This window comes from Belnapia moabensis DSM 16746, assembly GCF_000745835.1.
GTDB classification, from domain to species: Bacteria; Pseudomonadota; Alphaproteobacteria; order Acetobacterales; family Acetobacteraceae; genus Belnapia; species Belnapia moabensis.
Genome location: NZ_JQKB01000085.1, coordinates 1 through 16,901, shown reverse-complemented (window position 1 = coordinate 16,901; position 16,901 = coordinate 1). Strand labels below are relative to the sequence as shown.

12 protein-coding genes and 1 pseudogene are annotated in these 16,901 nt (G+C 68.1%); 10 read left to right on the top strand and 3 right to left on the bottom strand.

All coding sequences use genetic code 11. The features are described 5' to 3' along the window. Positions 1 to 208 (bottom strand): helix-turn-helix domain-containing protein (locus EP26_RS25780; RefSeq protein ID WP_043343045.1); only part of this gene is annotated, 208 nt, incomplete at its 3' end. A gap of 855 nt (positions 209 to 1,063) precedes the next feature. Between EP26_RS25780 and EP26_RS25775 the strand changes: the two genes are divergently transcribed. From EP26_RS25775 to EP26_RS25755, 5 genes are all read left to right on the top strand, one after another. Next, positions 1,064 to 1,837: an ImuA family protein gene (locus tag EP26_RS25775; protein ID WP_043343053.1), complete on the top strand. Its 774-nt coding sequence runs from the start codon at positions 1,064 to 1,066 to the stop codon at positions 1,835 to 1,837. Beyond that, positions 1,824 to 3,275 (top strand): Y-family DNA polymerase, encoded by a 1,452-nt coding sequence (locus EP26_RS25770; RefSeq protein ID WP_245624521.1) that lies wholly within the window; start codon positions 1,824 to 1,826, stop codon positions 3,273 to 3,275. The genes EP26_RS25775 and EP26_RS25770 overlap by 14 nt, the downstream gene beginning before the upstream one ends. Before the next feature lie 13 nt (positions 3,276 to 3,288). Continuing rightward, positions 3,289 to 3,516: a hypothetical protein gene (locus tag EP26_RS25765; protein ID WP_043343041.1), complete on the top strand. Its 228-nt coding sequence runs from the start codon at positions 3,289 to 3,291 to the stop codon at positions 3,514 to 3,516. Then, positions 3,513 to 6,734, top strand: a complete 3,222-nt coding sequence (locus EP26_RS25760; protein ID WP_043343040.1) for an error-prone DNA polymerase — start codon at positions 3,513 to 3,515, stop codon at positions 6,732 to 6,734. The genes EP26_RS25765 and EP26_RS25760 overlap by 4 nt, the downstream gene beginning before the upstream one ends. Positions 6,735 to 7,064: 330 nt before the next feature. Next, positions 7,065 to 7,370 carry a hypothetical protein gene (locus EP26_RS25755; RefSeq protein WP_043343038.1) on the top strand — a complete coding sequence of 102 codons (306 nt, stop codon included), beginning with the start codon at positions 7,065 to 7,067 and terminating at the stop codon, positions 7,368 to 7,370. 718 nt (positions 7,371 to 8,088) lie between these two features. Here EP26_RS25755 and EP26_RS32490 read toward each other — a convergent pair. Together EP26_RS32490 and EP26_RS25745 are read right to left on the bottom strand one after the other, a co-directional pair. Further along, entirely contained in the window at positions 8,089 to 10,248 is a 2,160-nt protein-coding gene (locus EP26_RS32490; protein WP_084112987.1) for a PAS domain S-box protein, read from the bottom strand. A 354-nt stretch (positions 10,249 to 10,602) separates the two neighbouring features. Next, on the bottom strand, positions 10,603 to 11,064 hold the full coding sequence (locus EP26_RS25745) for a LysE/ArgO family amino acid transporter (protein ID WP_342669130.1): 462 nt from the start codon (positions 11,062 to 11,064) through the stop codon (positions 10,603 to 10,605). A 271-nt stretch (positions 11,065 to 11,335) separates the two neighbouring features. On the opposite strand from EP26_RS25745, the pseudogene EP26_RS38515 reads away from it, so the two are divergent. The 5 genes and pseudogenes from EP26_RS38515 to EP26_RS25725 form a co-directional block, all read left to right on the top strand. Next, positions 11,336 to 11,719: pseudogene (locus EP26_RS38515) on the top strand (LysR family transcriptional regulator); the annotation flags it as partial. Between the two features lie 71 nt (positions 11,720 to 11,790). After that, on the top strand, positions 11,791 to 12,258 hold the full coding sequence (locus EP26_RS38510) for a LysR substrate-binding domain-containing protein (RefSeq protein ID WP_342669129.1): 468 nt from the start codon (positions 11,791 to 11,793) through the stop codon (positions 12,256 to 12,258). A gap of 31 nt (positions 12,259 to 12,289) precedes the next feature. After that, positions 12,290 to 14,254, top strand: coding sequence for a competence protein CoiA family protein (locus EP26_RS32485; protein ID WP_052389684.1), 1,965 nt, complete (start codon positions 12,290 to 12,292; stop codon positions 14,252 to 14,254). Positions 14,255 to 14,435: 181 nt separating this feature from the next. After that, positions 14,436 to 16,037 carry an exodeoxyribonuclease VII large subunit gene (locus EP26_RS32480; RefSeq protein ID WP_052389683.1) on the top strand — a complete coding sequence of 534 codons (1,602 nt, stop codon included), beginning with the start codon at positions 14,436 to 14,438 and terminating at the stop codon, positions 16,035 to 16,037. Beyond that, positions 16,003 to 16,239, top strand: a complete 237-nt coding sequence (locus EP26_RS25725; protein WP_043343037.1) for a hypothetical protein — start codon at positions 16,003 to 16,005, stop codon at positions 16,237 to 16,239. The genes EP26_RS32480 and EP26_RS25725 overlap by 35 nt, the downstream gene beginning before the upstream one ends. Positions 16,240 to 16,901 lie beyond the last annotated feature (662 nt).

Below are 16,901 nucleotides of genomic sequence, written 5' to 3'. Positions count from 1 at the left end.
CCAACCCCTCGGCGTTGTAACGGTGCACCCAATCGCGCAGGGTCTGCCGGTCCATGCCGCAGGTTGCGGCCGCGTCCGTGCGCGACTGCCCTTCCAGTACCAAGGCAAGAGCCAGCATGCGTCGCGCTGCGTTCGCGTCCCGACTGCGAGCTGCAGCCTGCCTCAGGGCATCCGCCGACAAGTCCTGCCGCGTGATCCCCCCCGCCATCGCAAGCCTCCCGAATCGAACCCCCGGGAGACAGCGAATCACGCCCGCCGCAAACCGCGGATCACATGCGAGTCAGTGACCATGGCGGTTGGTATCACACACCCGCTCGATGGTGGAGGCGGCTGGGTTTAAAGCTTCGGCTTTGGATAATGGTGCCACCAAGCTTCGGTTGCGCCGCGCTGCTAAAAGACACCATACCTTGACCGGCTTTAGGCACCGAATGTTCTTTCGGCACGACCGATATTCGGCACTTGCGCTTGTGTTATTTTTGGAGAACACTAGGTTATTGTGGTGCGTCCGGCAAAATGTTGACAAGAATAACTTTCATTCTTTAATCGTTATTTGATGCCTTTTCTCGCACGAGCCAGGGAAGTAAAACGACCAGCCTTCGTCAGGTGGTGCAGGTGGGATTTTATCGGGTCCTCGCAGCCGCGCTTGTGGCCCGCTCCTAGAAGCGGTCCACCGGTAATGTGGTTCGGCGGCAGAACGTTGCGCGGAATGCCTCGCACAATCGAAGGGTAAGACATAGAGAGACAACGTCGACAGCCTGAACTGCAGCACCCGCTTGGCCTTCGCGCTTAGCACTTGCCGCGACGCGAGGATGCTCACTGAGAGTGTGGCGGCTGCTGGCTACCATCCGGTCGGGAGAGCGGGCCGCTGACGGCAGGTGGGTGCTGGCAAGGGGAATGAAACCCAGAAGCGTCTTCTCCTGGTGCTTAGCAACCTTCCGCTCCGGAGGCATCGACCCCGGCGGCGCCGAAATGATCCCCATTATCCACAGGCCGCCAGCCCAAATTGGAACTTCCGGCGACTCGCGTGTTCACTTTATGTTCCAGACCATGGAGGCATATGGACATGGCCGGGAGCGGTCGGACGGCATTGCTGGAGGACCTCAGGGACCAGGTGGCGCGCATCGAGCGTCGTCCACTGGCCCCGGGCCGCGCGACCGCTATCCCCTTCGGTCTCCCGGCTCTGGACGACGCCCTGCATGAAGGCGGCATCGCCCGGGGTGCCTTGCACGAGATCGCCGGGTCTGGCCCGGACACCGAGCACGGTGCCGCCGCGGCCCTGCTCGCCGCCAGTGTCCTGGCCCATGCGGCCGGGCCGGTGCTCTGGGTCTCTCCCTATTTCGACCTCTTCGCCCCAGCTCTGGCCGAGGTCGGCCTCGGTCCGGATCGCGTGCTGCATGTCGAGGCGAGCCGGAACGTGCTTGCCGCCATGGAAGAGGGGCTGCGCCACCCCGGTCTCGCAGGCGTCGTCGGCGAGGTGCCCGGCCGCCTCAGCCTGACCGCTTCGCGCCGCCTCCAGCTTGCCGCCGAGGGCACGGGCGCCGTCGCCTTCGCCATCCGCCGCAGCGCCCGGCACGACGACCCCGCCCTTGCCGAGCCCAGCGCGGCTGTGACGCGCTGGCGCGTCGCCTCCCTGCCGTCCGCTCCGCCGCTGCCCTGGTCGCCCGAGACGCCCGGCCTCGGTCGGGCACGCTGGCGGCTCGAGCTGCTGCGGGCCCGCGGTGGTGAACCCCGTTCCTGGATTGTGGAGTGCCCCGATGCGCAGGGTCGTCTCGCTTTGGCTGCCGACCTGGCCGACCGACCGCCTGCGGAGGGGCAGAGGCACCGTGCTGCCGGTTGAGGCGCCGCTGGTGACGCGCGCCCACGACGGACGCCGCCTCGTGGTCGCCGCAGCGAATCGGGCGGCGCAGGCGCTCGGCCTCCGCCCAGGCATGCCGCTCGCCCATGCCCAGGCCATGGTGCCCGGGCTGGAGGCGGCCGCGGCTGACCCCGAGGGCGACGCCGACGCGCTCGCCGACCTCGCAGCCTGGTGCCTGCGCTACTCCCCCCTGACCGCGCCCGACCCGCCGGACGGGCTCTGGATCGACGTCACCGGCTGCGCGCACCTGCACGGCGGCGAGGAGACGATGCTCAAAGACCTCGTCGGGCGCCTTATCCGGTCCGGCATTGCCGCCCGAGCCGCCATTGCAGACACGCCCGGCGCGGCCTGGGCGATGGCGCGCCACGTCGGGGAGGCCATCAGCGTTGTACCGCCCGCCGGGCAGGCTGACGGCATCGCCCTGCTGTCAGTGGCGGCGCTGCGCCTGCCCAGCGAAACCGTCGCGGGTTTGCGGCGGCTCGGCCTCGACCTCGTCGGCCAGCTGGTGTCGACACCGCGCGGCCCACTGGCCCGGCGCTTCGGCGCGGAGGCGCTCCGGCGTCTCGACCAAGCGCTCGGCTACGCCCCAGAGCCGATCACGCCGGTTGTGCCGCCCGAGGCAGTGCAGCACAGCTTGGCCTTTCCAGAGCCGCTGCTGACTGCCGAGGCGCTGCGCTTCGCCATCGACCGGCTGGCCGAGGCGGTCTGCGTCGGGCTGGAGCGGGCGGGCCTCGGCGCGCGCCACCTCGACCTCCTGTTCGAGCGGGTGGACGACGCGACCAAAATCCTGCGAGCGGGAATGGCACGGCCGACGCGCGACCCGCGCCATCTCGCCCGTCTCCTCGGCGAGAGGCTGGAGGAGGTGGATCCCGGCTTCGGGGTCGCCGCCATGCGCTTGGTCGTCACCCTCGCCGAGCCGCTGGCCCCGACCCAGGCCACGACGTCGCTCGGCACCCCGGAGGCCCCTGAAGTTGACATCGCCCCGCTGGTGGACCGCCTAGCTGCCCGCTTCGGCGCGGGCCGTGTATTCCGCGTTGTTCCCGTCGAGAGCGACGTACCCGAACGTTCAGCGCGACGCGCGCCACCTTTCGCTGATCTTGGCCGCGTGGCGTGGCCGCCCGGCCTGCGACGGCCGGTGCGCTTAATCGCGCCGCCCCAGCCGGTGCAGGTGCTGTCGGTGCTGCCCGACCAACCCCCAGCCGCATTCACTTGGCGCCGAGTGCGCCACCGCGTCCGGCGCGCCGACGGGCCGGAGCGCATCGCGGGCGAGTGGTGGCGCCGCGATGGCGAGCGCCGTGCGGTGCGCGACTACTGGGCCGTGGAGAACGAGGAAGGGCGGCGCTTCTGGCTCTACCGCCGCGGCGATGGCGCCGACCCCGCGACCGGCGACCTTGCCTGGTTCCTGCATGGCATCTTCTAACGGAGGACCTCCGGTGACCGAAAACTCACGCCTGCACCCCGCCACCCCGGAGGAAATCGCCGAGAGCCTGTCCTTCGCGCTCAGGTATGACGGAAGGAAACGTGTCCATCACGCCGACGAGGCGATGGCGCGCATCACCGCCGAACGGCTGGTGCGCCACCTCGAGCGCAGCGGCTTCGTGCTGATGAAGCTTCCTGTGGTTCCGGCACCCTCGACCAGTCCGCACCACCAGAAGCCGTGACGGCGGCCTACGCCGAACTCCAGGTCACGACGAATTACTCCTTTCTGCGCGGCGCCAGCCACCCGGAGGAGCTGTTCGCCCGGGCTGCCGCGCTTGGCCTGCCCGCGCTCGGCGTCACCGACCGGAACTCGCTCGCGGGGATCGTGTCTGCCCACCGGCACGCCAAGGATTCGGGCGTGCGGCTGGTGGTCGGCTGCCGCCTCGACCTCGCGGATGGCGCCGCCGTCCTGGTCTATCCCACTGACCGCGCCGCCTACGCCCGGCTCTGCCGACTGCTGACCGTGGGCAAGGGCCGCGCTGGCCACCGCGGTTGCGAGCTGTTCTGGGATGACCTCGCGGCTCATGCCGAGGGGCTGCTGGCGGTCCTTGTGCCGGACCAGCCTGACGGGGAGCTTGCCGCGCGCCTCTCCCGTCTTCGCGCCGCCTTCGGCAACCGCGCCCACCTCGCGCTGACACTGCGCCGCCGTTCCGGCGACGACGTGCGCCTGCGCGCGCTGGAGGACTTGGCGCACGCCGCACGTGTGGCGGCGGTCGCCACCGGCGACGTCCTCTACCACGCGCCGGAGCGGCGCACCCTTCAGGACGTGGTGACCTGCATCCGGGAGGGCTGCACCATCGACGCCGCGGGGTTTCGGCGCGAGCGCTCCGCCGACCGCCACCTGAAGGCGCCGGAGGAGATGGCGCGCCTGTTCCGCCGCCACCCGGAGGCGGTCGCGCGGACCCTGGACCTCGTGGCGCGATGCCGCTTTTCCTTGGACGTACTCCGCTATCAGTACCCAGACGAGGTCGAAGATCCGGCGCTCACCCCGCACCAGGCGCTGGAGCGGCTGGTCTGGGATGCGGCGCCGTCCCGCTACCCGGAGGGCATGCCCGACGACGTGGCGGCCCAGCTCCGGCACGAGCTGCGGCTTATCGAAGAGCTGAAATACGCGCCCTACTTCCTGACCGTCCGCACCATCGTCGCCTACGCCCGCAGCAAGGACATCCTGTGCCAGGGCCGCGGTTCAGCCGCCAACTCGGCGGTCTGCTACGTGCTCGGGGTCACCTCCATCGACCCGGTGCGCTCCGGCCTCCTGTTTGAGCGCTTCGTCTCGGCAGAGCGGCGCGAGCCGCCCGACATCGACGTGGACTTCGAAGCCGAGCGGCGGGAGGAGGTTATCCAGTGGATCTACGCCCGCTACGGCCGTGACCGCGCCGCTCTCTGCGCCACCGTGATGCGCTTCCGCGCCCGCGGTGCGGTGCGGGACGTGGGCAAGGTCATGGGCCTGCCCGAGGACGTCACCGGCGCGCTGGCTTCTCAGGTCTGGGGCTGGTCGGAGGAGGGCGTCACCGAGGAGCACGCCACGGAACTGAACCTCGACACCGCTGACCGACGCCTGCGTCTCACCCTGGAGCTGGCGCGGGAGCTGATAGGCTTTCCTCGCCAGCTTGGGACGCACCCGGGCGGCTTCGTGCTGACGCGCGACCGGCTCGACGACCTCGTCCCGCTCGCCCCCGCCGCCATGGCCGGGCGGCAGGTGGTCGAGTGGGACAAGGACGACATTGACGTGCTCGGCTTCATGAAGGTGGACGTGCTCGGGCTCGGGATGCTCGGCTGCCTCCGCCGCGCTTTCGAGCTGCTGGAGGACCACAAGGACCAGCGGATCGACATCGCCTCGGTGCCGCCTGAAGATCCAGCGACCTACGCGATGGTCCGTCGGGCCGATACCCTCGGCACCTTCCAGATCGAGAGCCGGGCGCAGATGGCCATGTTGCCGCGGCTGAAGCCGAGGACCTTCTACGACCTCGTCATCCAGGTCGCCATCGTCCGCCCTGGGCCAATCCAGGGCGACATGGTCCACCCCTACTTACGACGCCGCGAGGGGAAGGAAGGCGTCACCTACCCGAAGCTCGAGCTAAAGCGGGTCCTTGGCAAGACGCTCGGGGTGCCGCTGTTCCAGGAGCAGGCGATGCAGGTCGCAGTCCACTGCGCTGGGTTCAGCCCGGGCGAGGCCGACCAGCTGCGACGGGCGATGGCGACCTTCAAGTTCAGCGGCGGCGTCAGCCATTTCCGTGACAAGCTCATTGCAGGCATGGTCGACCGCGGCTACGACCGAGAGTTCGCGGAGCGGACCTTCGCGCAGATCGAGGGCTTCGGCAGCTACGGATTTCCGGAGAGCCACGCGGCCTCCTTCGCCCTCATCGCCTACGCCAGCGCTTGGGTGAAGTGCCATCATCCCGACGTCTTCTGCGCGGCGCTGCTGAACAGCCAACCGATGGGTTTTTACGCACCCGCCCAGGTGGTGCGCGATGCGCGCGAGCACGGGATCGAGGTCCGGCCCGTCTGCGTCACTGCGAGCCGCTGGGACTGTACCCTTGAGCCGACGGGCGGCCGGTGGCTGGCCGTCCGGCTGGGTCTGCGGATGGTCCATGGCCTGGCGAACGCCGACGCCGCGCGGCTCGTCGCGCACCGGGGCGGGGCGCCCTACGCGTCCGTCGAGGAAGTCTGGCGCCGGGCGAGCCTGCCCCGAGCGGCACTCGAGCGGCTGGCTGAGGCGGACGCGTTCCGCGCGCTGGGGGTCGACCGGCGCCAGGCGCTGTGGGCAGTGGGCGGCTTGGCCGACACGGCACTGCCGCTGTTCGCCGCAGCGGAGCGCGGCGGCGTGCCAGAACCGGATGCCGTCGAGCCGCCCGTCGCGCTTGTGCCAATGGCCGAGGGGCGCGAGGTTGTGGAAGACTACCGCAGCACCGGCCTGAGCTTGCGGTGCCATCCGGTCGCCTTCCTACGCAAGGAGCTGCGCGGCCGCGGCATGGTGGCGTGCACTGACCTCGCCGCGGCCCGCGACGGGCGCTGGGTGACGGTGCCCGGCATCGTGCTGGTGCGGCAGAAGCCGGGCTCCGCCAAGGGCGTCATGTTCATCACCGTCGAGGACGAGACCGGCGTGGCTAACCTGATCGTCTGGCCGTCCCTCTTCGAGCGGCAGCGTCGCCTCGTCCTCTCCGCGGGTATGCTTGCCTGCCGCGGCCGGGTGCAGCGCGAGGGCGAGGTGATCCACGTCATCGCCAACCAGCTGGAGGACCTCTCCGATCTGTTGCGCGGCGTCGAGGCCCGGGGCACTGCTGCGTCGTCGGACCCGCGTGAGGCGTCGAGGCTCAGCGGCCGCCCAGCGCGCGACATCTACATCCCTGATCTGCGTTTCGGATCAGGAATCAAGGTGCCGACGCGGGACTTTCGCTGAGCGGCGGTTAGCGAAGCAGCAGCGAACGGACATCACCCCCGGTGACGTCGTCGCATGTCGATCGGCAGGACGCGGTCCAGGGCGGTCGGCATCGGCAGCCGACGAGGATGTGGATTGAAAGACGGTTGCGGCAGCTACGCGTAGCCGAGATCGCCGCCGACTGGGCTGCATTCGGCGCCTGACTACCCTCCGGGATCCTCGGAAGGTGTTGCCGAGCGAACCGCTCGTTGTGTCGAGGTAAGGGGCGACTTCGGTCAGACCGCCGCTGGCGACACAAAACGGCCCCGCGACGTCTAGCGACCCGGAGACCGCCTACCCATTTTCTCCCGCATGTCCCGCTCCCCCAACGCAGACCTGGCCCCGCTCATCAAGCTCCTGCAAGCGGGCGTCCCACCCGTCCGCGCCGCCGCCGAATTCTCGCGCGTCCTGGCGATCTGGACGGCCGAACTCGAGGACGACGGCGAGCAGCTGCAGGAGCGGCTATCCGGCTTGGCCGAGCAGATGACGTCGGGGATCGAGGAGATGCATGAAGGCATCGCCGAGGCGAGCGACAAAGGGAAGCCCACGCTGCGGCGGATACTGGCGACGCATGAGGCGGTGCTGGACGCGGTGCGGAAGGCGCAGGGAGCCGGGTAGGCACCCCGCTGGTCGCCGGGAGACCACCGCAGCACGCCACTCTTCCCGCCGGTTCGACTTCGGCGCGGTCACGGCCATAGATTAGGTGCGAAGCACCTTCTGAGTGCCCGTCGAGGCTACTCCCCCCTCGCCTCCCCGGCCATTATCCGGTCGCACAGGTTCGGCCGCTCCGGGTTGGGCACCGGGGTGGCGGCGTCCAGCGGCACCATGCCCTTGAGGCCCGCCTAGACCTCGCGCCAATCGTTAGAGATACCGGGGTCTGCGCAGCATGTTGCGCCGGAACTGCAGCGAGGCGTGCATCGCGGCCGCCAATCCATGTCATGTGATTTTTAACCGTGCAGGTTTGGCGAACGACCTTGTAGGTGTGGCAGTCTAAGGCCGATGAAGCCGGTGCAAGGCTAATGAAGCGTATAAGACGATGGCTCCTTCGGCTCCTTATGATTGGTGTTGATCCACCCCCCACCGCCTCGGGATGTGCCGCCCCTGACGCCCGCTCAGGCTACCGAGAGGCAGAAGCAGGTGGATGCGGCCATGCAAACCCAGATTGACAGCCTCCGCGGCGTTTAAGGCGCAGGCTAGTAAGTTGTGGGACGACCGGCGAAGGTCGAGGCAGCGAGTGTCGTGGCCTACCAAGCTATCCATCAACCTTTCAGGCGAGCTGGTCAGGCACTGCCTTACACAACCGGCACCGCCAACCAGTTCCGTCCGGCGCGCTTCGCTAAGCTGCCTTCGTGCGGACGGTCGTGTCGCCGCCGCCCAACGCGGCTGCTTCCTCTCCTGCTAGAACCCGTGCCAGCGGGACCACGATCCCGAAGACAAGCCCCCCGGGCTCCCAGTGCCGCAGGACGGATCCGCCAAGCTGGCCGCGCGCCGTGGTTTCGACCACCCGCGTGCCGAAGCCTCGATGCTTTGGGGCACCGGCGATGGCAGGCCCTCCTAATTCGACCCAGCGCAGGCGCAGCAGCCCGTCTTCGCCCACCCCGTGGCCCGCGTGCCATCCCACCTCAACGCGTCCGCCGGGTACGGAGAGTGCCCCGTACTTCGATGCGTTGGTGACCAGTTCGTGCAGTACCATGGCGAACGGCTGCACCGCCGAGGCCGCGAGCGTGACCGACGGCCCGTCCAGTTCCACCGTTGAGCGCCCTTCCCCAGCGCCCAGCGAGCTGTATGCGGCCAACTCCCGCTCCGCGACGGCGCGCAGATCGGCACCCGACCAGCCCCCCTCCGCGAGCAGTGAGTGCACGCGCGCGAGCCCCGCGACCCGGGCCTCGGCGGCGGCGAAGGCACCGGGCCTGTCTTGGGGGGTAAGCCGCAGCACCGACTGCACCACTGCCAGGACGTTCTTCGAACGGTGGTCCACCTCGCGCATGAGGAGGTGCTGGCGGGCCTCGGCCGCCTTGCGCGCCGAGACATCCCGCATGATAACGGTGAGGAAGCTTCGGCCCTCGGCGTCGCGCCACTCGGCGACGGAGAGGTCGAGCGGCACAGTCGAGCCGTCCTTCCGCTTTCCCTCCACCTCGCGCACGGCATCGCGGATGTCCTGCTCAGCTGTTCGAACATGGGTGGCGAGGCAGATCCCGTGGTTTGCTCCCATGAACGTTGCCATGCTCTGGCCTTTGGCTTCCGGTGCCGCGTAGCCAAAGATCCCCTCGGCGGCGCGGTTGAAGGAGAGGATCTTCCCGCCCTCGTCGGTCACGACGATGGCGTCCGCGGCCGTGTCCACCACCGCACGCAGCCGCGCCTCCCCGGCCGCCACCGCCTGCGCTCGCTCCCGCAGCGCCACATGCGCGTGCAGCACCGCCGCGCGAAGCCGCTCGAACTCGAGCACCCGCACGCGCGGTCCCTGCGGGAGGATCTCGGCGGCGCCGCCAGTCGCGGCGACGCGCTCGGCCTTCCGCGTCAGCCAATCCACCGGCCTGAGCACTCGCCTGCCTATCCAGACGGCGACGGCCAGGGCGATGCCTAGCGCGCCCAAGGCACCGAACGCCAGCGTAGAGAGCGGCCTGAGCAGGCTCGCATGGTAGGTGGACAGCGGCTCGGCGACGGTGACGAACCACCCCGGCGTGCCGGAGACACGCCGGAAGGCAGTGACCACTTCGACCCCGGAGCGATTGGGATCTTGCAGGATCCCGGACTCTCCACGGCTCACGCCGTCGGTCACCCAGCCGCGGACTGTTTGTCCAACGAAGCCCTCGGGCTCGGCAGATCGCGCCATGATCCGCCCGCCCCCGTCCACGAGCGAAGCGTAGCCCTCGCCGCGGAAGGTCTGCTCGGACAGCATCCTTGAGACCCGATCGGCTTCCAGCGCCGCCCCGATGGCGAAGACGATCCTGCCCTTTCGGCTGACCGGGACGTAGACCGGAGCCACCCATCGTCCAGTGACCTGTCCCTTCACGAGGCTGCCGACCGCGGGGCGGCCGGTTTCGAAGACCCGCCTCGCCACGTCGGCCGACTCCCTCGGCGACTGGCCCGGATACTTCTCACCTGGCGCGAAATGCGTGTGCAGCAGCAGAGACGTATCGGGCGCAACCAGAAAAATACGGGTGTTGAGCATGGTGGCGACGTGGCGTGCCCGCTCGTGAAACGAGATCAGGTCGCCGTCGCCGTCGAGGCTGCGCGCGGTAGCCAAGGTGGCGAGGGCCAGGGTTTGAGAGGCAACTTCGGCCTCGACCGCGCTTGCCAGCGCCCTGGCGGTGCTTTCCAGCCGGTCGTTGAAGGCTTGGCGATTGCTGCTGGCCCCAGCCCAAACCGCGATAGCACCGACCGCGAAGGCTGGCAGGAGTGCCGCCACTACCAGGGCGACAATATGTGCGCGAAGGCCATGCAGCTTGACTGTGGGTGCCGCTGGTGCCTCCGCATCGGTGCTGTGTGGTTGCATAGGAAAGTGAGTATTCCAACGAAAAGCGAGAACAGCAAATAAGGTTGCGTAAACGGCACGTCGGCTATTGCCTTCGCCAGCGCCACTCCGTTTTTCACGTAAGCATTTCCGGCTTCTTACGCTTTGTACGTCCTACAGAACGGCCGAAATCGCCGATTGTAATGAAGTCGGAAATCGTACCCCGGGGGATATTAAGCCGAACCAGTGCGACAGGCCGATGACTGATAAAATGTTGCACGCGGTATTTCGGATGAAGTGGCAGTCAGCTCGGCCGCTGGTGCCAACCAATGCCTTCGCTCTACATCCCTGTGCGACGCTTGGTGCATTCCAATGCCTTGGGACCCATGAAGTTCGCTAGCCCACGCTGTGCCTGGCTAACTCGGCTGCGATGACAAGCATCGTCGCGCCGACAAGCGCGCCCAGGACGCGCCAGGCAGCAGGCCGGGCGAACAAGGGCGCAAGCAGGCGGGCACCGTAGCCAAGGCTAGCGAACCAGAGCGCGCTGGCGAGCCCTGCTCCAGCGACGAAGGCAGGCTGCCCGCCCGGCGGCTGCGAGGCGCCGACGGACCCGACGAGGAGCACAGTGTAGAGGTAGACATGTGGGTTCAGCAGTGTGAAAGCCGCGATTCGGGCAAGCGCGGCACCCAGCGAGAGCGCCTCGCCCCTTCGGTCGGCCTCCAGCCCGCCGGTCGGACGCAATGCGCGACCAAGCGCCTCGATGCCGTACCAGCCGAGGAACAAGGTGCCGCCGAAGGCGAGGGCGGCGGTCCAGCCCGGCAGGCGCTCCAGCGCCGCACCGAGCCCTGCAACTCCCACGGCAACAGGGCGGCGTCGGCGATGGCGCAAAAGAGCACGATGGCTCCAACGTGCTCACGGCGCAGCCCCTGCCGCAGCACGAACGCGTTCTGGGCGCCGATGGCGTGGATGAGTGCGGCGGAGAGAGCGAGTCCGCTGAGGAAGGGGGACGCGTCAGTCATGACGCTTTCCTGCCGTCGCAGGCTCGTGTAGGCCAGCTCATGTTCCTAAGGTCGGTTAAGCGAGACTAAAGCTGCTCGACTACCCTTTCCTCGCTGCCCTGGCCGCCGTCGTGCGCGAAGGCGGGTTCGAGCGCGCCGCCGCCGTCCTTGGGGTAACTCCCTCGGCCGTCTCGCAGCGGGTCCGCGCACTCGAGGAGCGGCTTGGGGCCGTGCTGGTCGTTCGCGGCCAACCGCCGGTGCCGACTGAAGCCGGGGCGAAGCTCTGCGCGCATGCGGAGCGGGTGCAACTGCTCGAAGGTGAACTGGCGGCTGTGCTGCCTGCCGCCGCCACCGGAGGCGCCCGCGCCTTTGATCGAGTGACCCTCCCGGTCGCGGTGAACGCTGACAGCCTTGGGACTTGGTCCTTGCCCGCCGCGCAGTTCGCTGAGCGGACAGGTGCGCTGCTCGACCTCGTGCTGGAGGACGAGGGCCATACCGCCGACCGTCTGCGTTCCGGCGAGGTACTGGCCGCGGTGACAACCGATCCCACGCCTATTCAGGGCTGCCGCACCGTCCCCTCGGCGCGATGCGCTACGCCGCCGTCGCAAGCCCGGGCTATCTGCGTCGGCATGCTCCGACGGGAATGGATGCTGCGGCGCTTACCCGAGCACCGATGCTGCGGTTCGACCGACGCGACGGCATGCAGGCGTGCTGGGCGCGCGATGCGCTCGGTACCTCCTTCCTCGACGCCCCAGTCCACTGGGTGCCGTCCACCCAGGGGTTCTTGGATGGTGCGCTGGCGGGGTTGGGTTGGGGATTGAATCCGCTCATGCTCGTCGCAGCGCATCTCACAGCCCGGCGGCTTGTCGAGCTGGTGCCCAGCCAACGGCTCGACGTCCCGCTGCATTGGCAGCATGCCCGCCTCGGCGCGCGTTTGCTGGATGGTCTCAGGGCGACGGTGCTAGAGGCGGCGCATGCGAGCCTCCCAAGCAGCGCGGCGCATACCAATGCTGCCCCTCTGCACACCAGCCGCCGACGCCCAGTGCCTTCCTGATATGATGCTGTATCGGATCGATTTTGGGTGAATGGACGGTTTTGTCAACTCCTGCCAGCTACGTGTGCCTCTGCAGTCGGACGGCGAGGACGTCCGGCTTCCGTACGGCATTACGGAAGACGACCGCCTAGTCCACGTGACCGAGGTGGCGTCGGGTTTGGCCTGCGGCTGCCGGTGTCCGGGCTGCGGCGAGCGTCTGGTCGCACGCAAGGGAGCCAGCAAAGTCCACCACTTCGCCCACCACGTACATCGCGCATGCGCAGGCGCCTGGGAGACGACGCTGCACCGCTTGGCGAAGGCGGTTGTCCTCGAGGCCCGCGAGATCCTGCTCCCGAAGGCGGTTGCCGAGGCCGGTGACTTGAGCGCGGACGTAGCCGCCGCGACGATGTTCTCCTACGAGGCAGTGGAGGCGGAGGTCGAGTTGGGCGATTTGCGTCCGGACGCAGTTGTAACCGGCCGTGGGCGCCAGCTCCTTCTCGAGTTCCACGTCAGGCACCACTGCGGACCGGAGAAGATCGCTCGGCTTCGGGCCCGGAACTTGGCGACGGTCGAGATCGACCTATCACGCGTCCCGAGGCTCCTTTCCCGCGCCGAGCACGCCGAACTTATTCTGCGTACGGCACCTCGGCACTGGCTCCACAACGCCAAGGTTGCCGCCGAGGAGGCCCGACTGCGGCTCATCGCGGGAAGGATGGCGGAGGTCGAGCGGCGCCGCAGAAACCGGCTCCACGGCCGGATCGCCGACGAGGTGGCCGCAGCATGGCAGGAGCCAGCGAGGCGTGGACATCGGGGCTGGCTGACGCGGGCGGCCGACGCTGGCTTCGGCGAGTTCGTGGGCGTGCCAATGCCCGGCGACCGGTGCTTCGTGTTCGACGCCGCGACGTGGCAGGCAGCCTTCCTCCTTTACGCCGCAGTCGACGTCGCAGGCCGAACGTTCACGGCCGAGAACGTGCTCAACTACCTTCAGCGCCAGGGAATGTTGAAGGAGCCGTTCAAGCCCAGGCGGAACTGGGAGCCGGAGTTAGTGGCGCATCTCCGCGAACGGGTCGGGGGCTTTCGCTCACCCATCGAGGTCATGGCCGCCTATGCCACTTGGCTCGCCGAGCGCAGCGTAGTGGAGCGGACCCTGAAGGGCTGGCGCGCCGACTACGAGCGCGAATGGGAGGCAAGGGCGAGAATTGACGCCGCCGGGGCTGCCAGGAAGCGGGAAACCGACCTGCGGGCCAAGGTGAATCTCCTGCTCAAAGAGGCGCAGCTTCCGACGAGGTCTGCCAAGCCATGGATGGACCGCGTTCTCCCGGGGTTCGGCGGGTCACCGCGTGCCCTGGCCCGGGAGGGCGGTGACTGCTTCGAAGATGTCCTGCGGCGCCTCCGTGAGTTGGAGAGGATGGCGTGGGCGGGCGGCGATCCAGTTTCAGGGGACCTGCTTGGCCTGCCTCTCGAGGGATTGCGGCGGACACGGCAAGCGGAGGCGAAGGCCCGACAAGAGACCCTCCGTCGCATCCGCGAGGAGTTCGCAGCGCAGACCGGAGAGAGGCGCCGCAGGGAGTCGTCGGACTTCGTAGATGCTTTGCTTGCCGAGGCGGCCTTATCCATGGGCGAAGTGGACGGGCTTGCTTGGGTCGAGCACGCCGTGCGCAGCGCTTCAGGCACGACCTTCGACGAAGGACGGCTCGGTCTCGACCGGGTGACGCAGGAGCACATCAAAGGCGCCCTCGACGACGAGCGGCGGCGCAGTGAGCTGATCGAGCATGCGGCGACAGCTGGCCGCGGTGACGAAGCGGTCATGACTGCGGAAGCGGTGCGCTGCCGCCAGGAGCTGGAGGCCCGGGCGCTGAGGCGCTTCGTGGGTGACGCCGACATGGCCCGGCTCTGGCTACGCACGACGCAGCCCGCCTTAGGGCGGTCGCCCTGGACGCACTCCGTGGACGAGAGACGCCGAGACGAGTGCCTGCGCCTGCTTGATGCGGCGTTGCCCAAGGGGAAGCGAAGATAGTTGCCCGTCGAGTTCGGAGATCTCCTGGACATTGACCAAGTGTCGTGCTGGCGCGAAGGAGGGTTGTGATTGGTGTTTCGCCCTCACCGCCACTGTGCTGGACTGGGAAGAGATGAGCACAGATGTGGCTAGACCATCCAAGGTTGGGGTCGCCTCTCGGGAGGAGGGCACTAATCCTGAATTGCCCGCCGACCGTGCCAACCAAGCCGTCGGACTGAGGGCTTATCTCGACGGCGTTGCCGCCCGGGTGAAATCTGTTCCGGCGGCCTGGGTCCGCTGCGAGCTGCTTACCCTGAAGCCTGGCGACCGGTTTGTCCGCATGGAGTTCGTCGAGCACGATGGGACCGGCAGGAAAGTCGCCCAGGTCAACGGCGGCTGCTGGCCGGGCGTCTATCGCCGGGTGATCGAGGCGTTCACTGCCTTGGGCTTGCGCCTGGAGGCTGGCTCGAAGGTGCTCGTGAAGATCTCCTCCCGCTTAGACGCGAACTACGGCTACTCGGTCGAAATCGAGGACATCGACCCGAGTTACTCTCTGGGCGACCTGAAAGCCAGGGCCGAGGCCATCCGCCGACGCCTCAAGGAGGGAGGGATCTGGGAGCGGAACCGCCGTCTCCGCCGACCGGCCGACTTTCTCCGGGTGGCCGTTATCTCCCCGTCTGGTGCTGCGGGCCTCGGCGATTTCCGGTCCACCGTGGACCGCCTGACGTCGGCTGGCCTGGTCGAGTTCAACTTCGTCGAGGCGCCGTTCCAAACCCCCGATGCCGCCGCCCGGATCGTTGCCGAGATGCGGAACATCTACCGCTCGCACCAAGCGTCGCCGTTCTGCGCCCTTGCCATCATTCGCGGCGGAGGTGCCGCAGCGGACCTTGCCTACCTCGTCGACGACAAGCTGGCCGAGGCGGTGTGCAAGATGCCGATGCCCGTGATGACTGGCATCGGCCATGAACGTGACCGAAACCTCATCGACGAGGTTGCCTGCCTCCCGCTGGACACGCCCTCCAAGGTGGCGGAGCACATCAAGGGCACCGTCGTGAGTGCCGCCCAGGCGGCGGACGGCGCGATCACCGGCATCCACGCGCAGGTGCGGCTTGCTATCGCGCATGTCGAGCGGGGCCTCGCCGCTGCCGGAGCCGAGATCGAGCGCGAGGCACGCGAGGCTCTGGTTTCCGCTGAGCGGACCGTGCGCGGCGCGCTCGATAGCCTGAAGCCCGACGCCCGCGGCTCGTTGAGCACTGCCAGCAACCTTGTCGTCCAGGCAGAGGCGGCGGCCCTCAGGGCGGCGCGGGCCCGCCGGGACGCCGCACGGGAGGGGCTCGAAGCGGCACGAGCAGACGTCGCCCGCTTGGCTGGAGAGCATCTGCTTGCGCATGAGCGTCAAGTGACCCGGGCCTTCGCGGCCGTTGCAGCTGAGCCGCCCCGGCTACTCGACGGCACTGCGCGCGACGTTGCCGATCAGGTGGCAGAGGTGTTTCGCCAGGCGACAGCGGCCGTAGAGGCGGTGGATCGTGAGGTCGGCCGGGTACTGACCCTGGCCGAGGCGCTCGACCCCGGCGCCGTCCTCGCAGCCGGGTACGCAGTCCTGCGCGGTGCTGATGGCAGGCCGCTCCCAGCTGCCGCGCTCGTGGCGGCGGCACCAGTCATCCGTGCCGAGATGCGCGACGGCTTCGTCATGCTGCAGCCGTCTGGCCCAGCGTCCAGCAAAGCCGAGACGGCATGCCATAACGGCGTCTTAGGCGAGAGGAGTGAAGATGAGCGAGACCCAGGTCACAATCGGAAAACCTGACGACAAGGTTCCCGAGCGTTTCGAGGATGCCTACCGCGAGCTGCTTGCGATCTCCGCGAAGCTGAAGCCCGCGCAGGGCCGCATTCCCGACATTGACCAAATCGAGCCGCTGGTCATGCGTGCTAAGCGTTTGGCTACGTACTGCCAGGAGCGCATCGAGAGCGTCCGCCGCCTCGTCGACGAGCAGCAGCCGTCGGCCTGAGGGCGGCAGTCATGGTCAGGACGACAACCAGCCGGACATGCGCTCGGCCGATAGTGGCCACGGGAGGAAGGCTATGGCCTCCCCGGGCACGGGTAGTTGCACCTCAGCCCCAACCTTCATCTCATCTTCTGCGGTAGAAACAACGTTCAAGGAGCACATACTCGGATCTTGGGACTGCATTTCAATGAATTGGGTCTGACTACCGAAGCCGAGGACCACCCCGCGCTGCGTCCCAGCCCCGCGTCGCGCTCGGGGCTCAATGCCCCGGACGGCCTTTCTGCCAGACGAGCTGACCGAACTCCATCAACGGTAAGCGGCTTCCGCTTCAGAACGCACTCCACCTGCAGCACGTACCAGGCAAATCCACCGACAACATGCTAGGGTAATGCCTCAGCGGCACCTCGCATCTGACAGAGCCTCCGAGGCGCTCGGGACACAACCTCGGTGCCGTGTTCGCTGGCGCCATTAAGCCTAAGTTCGTCAATGCCGCCGCCAACTCATCGAGCTTGGCGGCATTGCCGACATCTTGGCCTCCACTGGCGCCCGCCTCTGTGCTGGGGAACTTGGCTCGTAGTCGAATCCCAGCATGGCGTAGGTAACCGCATCTGTCCGGTTAGCCGTGGACAGCTAATGAAGCACTTGGCTGTGCTGCTTCGCCGCAG